Raw genomic sequence first — 3,966 nt, 5'->3', positions numbered from 1 at the left:
GTATGAAAGCTTTCGCTAAAATGATGCGTTCTTTAATAACGTATTGAAAAATAAAAATTTACACGATGAGTATTTGAGAGAGACAAGCTTGAGAGGTGTCGGATATGAAAGTTTCGAGATAGTACCACAAAAAAAATGCAAATATCAGACTTGCCGATAAGAAATCCGGGCCTATAATGCTGAAAACCGGAGCGTCTGCCAACGCTCCGGTTTTTTTGTGTCCAAAATGTACTGACGTCTGCCAACGAAGGTACTACGCACTCTGCAAAAGAGACACAAATGGTCAATTAATCAAGGAATTACATAATGCGTATCGAACAAGAACTTAAGTTAGGTTTTAAAGATGTCCTGTTTCGCCCTAAGCGTTCAACACTAAAAAGCCGTTCTCAAGTAAATTTAACCCGCGATTTTACATTCAAGCATAGTGGGCGTCAATGGTCCGGCGTGCCTGTTATTGCGGCGAATATGGACTCGGTAGGCAGTTTTGCTATGGCGAAGTCACTTGCTGAACATGATGTAATGACAGCGGTTCATAAACATTACTCAGTAGCTGATTGGGCTGAGTTTGTTAAAAACGCCGATACATCAACACTTAAGCATGTGATGGTTTCTACTGGTACATCTGATGCTGATTTTCAAAAAACCAAAGACATCATGGCGCTTAGTGACGATCTGATTTTCATCTGTATTGATATTGCTAACGGCTACTCTGAGCACTTGGTTGATTACGTACAACGCGTGCGTGCACAATTTCCAGATAAAGTGATCTCGGCAGGTAACGTTGTCACCGGTGACATGTGTGAAGAGCTCATCCTTGCGGGTGCGGATATCGTAAAAGTTGGTATCGGCCCAGGTTCGGTTTGTACCACGCGCGTGAAAACAGGTGTTGGTTATCCTCAGCTTTCAGCCATTATTGAATGTGCCGATGCGGCGCACGGATTAGGCGGGTGTATCATTGGTGATGGTGGCTGCACATGCGCAGGTGACGTTTCTAAAGCCTTTGGTGGTGGCGCTGATTTTGTCATGCTTGGTGGCATGCTTGCAGGCCATGAAGAATCTGGCGGCGAAGTGTTTGAAAAAGATGGCGTGAGCTACATGAAGTTCTACGGCATGTCGTCACAGTCTGCAATGGCGAAGCACTCTGGCGGCGTTGCAAAATACCGCGCAGCGGAAGGCAAAACTGTATTGCTACCTTTCCGTGGCAGCGTTCACGACACCATCTCTGACATTCTTGGTGGTGTGCGTTCAACTTGTACTTATGTCGGTGCAGCTAAGTTAAAAGAGTTAACTAAGCGCACCACATTTATCCGCGTACAAGAGCAAGAAAATAACGTGTTTGGCCGCGAGTAAATCAATAGTTTTAACAACCATAATTAATCAGAGCCGCTTTTGCGGCTCTGATTAATTATGCCCCTCACTACGAAGAGTGTATCGCGCTGTTAAAAAGAAAATAATTGCCTAGCAAGAAAAAAGCCGCCAAAAATAGGCGGCTAAAAGTGTGCAAGCAAAGGTGTTGTTTAAGTCGAACCTGTCTTTCGCTACAAACAATAGACTGAAAAGGTGCGGTGCTCAACCCTGTCGTTCATGAAATGAGATGTGAAACAAGGTGAATATGTAATTATTGCATGTATAACTTGCATGGGTTCATTAGATATTCAGCTAGAACCACTTGGGGTCCCTGAGGTCAAGGCTTGGCGAGTGTAGGTAGTAGACGGTTTATAATAGATTATGCGGTTTTAAAATGTCAGCCAGCACTGAAATGGTTTTGGTACTGGCTGAGTTTTATCTAGATGTTGGTATCTTCAATTACGTCAAATAACCGTTCCACTCTTTGCTGTATGAGCATTGGGTACAACGTCTCTATTTAACCAATGGCTGATTACTTGCTGTAACGCATTTAATGACGTCGGTTTCTCTAAACGACCGTCCATCAGCTTGCTAATCATTTCTAGCTCACGTTCGCCAGATTCACCTGACAGAGCAATGATCGGAACCTGCGGAGAATGCGCCTTAATGATTTGGCTGGCTTCAAAACCATTCATAACTGGCATTTGAATATCCATCAAAATCAAATCGATGGAATTCGCTTTAAAGATTTCTACTGCATTTTCACCGTTGTTTGCCTGCAAGTTGTTAACACCAAGTTGGTTCAGATACATTTGAACTAGTGAGCGTTGTACTTCTTTATCGTCAACGATGAGCACCGTGGGTGCTTTGTTATTGATTAGAAATGATTTATCGATTGGTTGTATATTGTCAACGGTTCTTTGCTCTGTATTAGGTTTAGGTTGTTGCCAACTTTTGAAATCAGGAGTACGAAGCGAGTCGGCTTGGGGAGCATTGGGTACCATAGGAAAGTATAAGTGGAATTCCGTAAACTCCCCCAGTTTCGATTTGCATTCAACTCGGCCGCCAAAAGAGCGCATGACACGCTGGCAATAGCCGAGCCCCAGACCGCTGCCTCCGCTTTTTTGATAAGAGAAAAAGTCATCGAAAATTTTATAAGAAATGGCGTCGTCAATCCCCGGGCCTGTATCTCTGAAGATTAAAATATTTTCATAAGTACCGATTTGAGTTGTGATCTCAATTTGGCTATTTGGGTAGGAATCAAAATAATAAATTGCGTTACGAATCAAGTTGAAAATAACAAAGTTGAATAAGGTTTCATTAAGTTTTGCTACGAAGTCATCTTGTTGTGGTAAGTGAATTCGCTCAATTACTTTCTCGTTCTCAAAGCCATATTGACTGACCGCCTGATCAACGGCTTTGTGGATCGACGTCATCGTAATCGGTTCGTGTTCAGGCGAACTATCGCTGACCTCGCGCAAGATAATATCAATCAACTGTCGCCCACGTTGAATAGCCGCTTGGCCGTTCTCAATATCCTGTTTAATTTGTTGTGCGGGCGCTTGACTATCAATATGTTGCTTTAAAATTTCAAAATGTAATTGTACTTGAGCGAGCGGGTTACGCATTTCATGCGCAATTGAATTCGCTAATGCACGACTTTGGCAGACACGTCTATCCGCTTCAATAATACTTTGTATTCGGGTTAGCAAGGTTTGAAGTGCAGCGATTTCTTCATTAGAAAACATCTGATTATTGATTTTGTGTGGCGAGATCAATAAATGTGTGACCAATTTGCTGTGGCCAAACAGTGGCATAACCAACGCAGTATTGTTTGAGCTCATTTTGTCATAAAGGGCTTTGATCGAGTTTTTTGCCGCGGTTTTGTTGTCTAATTTTTCAAACAATTCATCAAACACTAGTGCGGTTTGTTTGGATGAAAGGTAACGTTCGTAGACGGTTTCATTATAGTTACTATTAACGAACTGCAGCTTATCATCGGCGATGTATAATAACTGGCTTAAGCGGCGCATCGCATCATCAATTGAACGCTTGAAATCGTCTTCCAAAGCGAGAATTTGCTCTACAGGAGTCTGCTGATTACCGTAAATGAGTAAAGAGGCGTAACGACTCAAGCGTTTGTAGAGTGGATTCCAAGTAATACCAATAAGCGCACAGAGTGGTATTGCAATCAGCCATTGGTTGCTGTCGGTGAGAGGGATGAAGATCGCGCCGAGCGGTATGAATAAAACCCCACATACTAACGCAGTATTGAGACACAGGTAAGCAAGGTATTTCACACTGTAGAAGCGTGAAGTGATAAGAGCATAGCCAACAAACATCATTTCGCTGATGGAGAGTGCCGGAGGCAGCCAAGTGAGTGAAAAGTTTTGAAGGAAAAAAGGCATTGCGACTTGCATTACGAGTGTTGAAAGCATGAATACCAAGATTCCTGCAATCATATAATTGGTTTTAGTTAATATGAGTTTACTGCTGTTGGCTCGTAAGGCGACTATGTTGGCTAAAGTAAGAGCAAGAAAGCTCATTAGTCCAATAAAAAAATACTTTGTATGAGGACCAAATTCGATAACGAACTGACTGGGACCCGTAATCTCGACA

2 protein-coding genes are annotated in these 3,966 nt (G+C 42.6%); one reads left to right on the top strand and one right to left on the bottom strand.

The genetic code is table 11. From position 1 onward, the window contains the following. Positions 1-306 precede the first annotated feature (306 nt). A complete protein-coding gene (locus B9J87_RS06170) occupies positions 307-1,350 on the top strand; it encodes a GMP reductase (protein WP_013868034.1) in 1,044 nt (347 codons plus the stop codon). 461 nt (positions 1,351-1,811) lie between these two features. Here the strand turns inward: B9J87_RS06170 and B9J87_RS06165 are convergent. Continuing rightward, positions 1,812-3,966 (bottom strand): hybrid sensor histidine kinase/response regulator (locus B9J87_RS06165; RefSeq protein ID WP_094149776.1); only part of this gene is annotated, 2,155 nt, incomplete at its 5' end.

Source organism: Vibrio sp. V19_P1S1T109 (genome assembly GCF_002241375.1).
GTDB classification, from domain to species: domain Bacteria; phylum Pseudomonadota; class Gammaproteobacteria; order Enterobacterales; family Vibrionaceae; genus Vibrio; species Vibrio anguillarum.
The sequence above is the reverse complement of the archived record's forward strand: the minus strand, read 5'-3'. Positions and strand labels throughout refer to the sequence as shown.

Excerpts from the sequence above, each read along its gene's own strand:
- B9J87_RS06170 (WP_013868034.1), top strand. The coding sequence starts at position 307 with ATGCGTATCGAACAAGAACTTAAGTTAGGTTTTAAAGATGTCCTGTTT.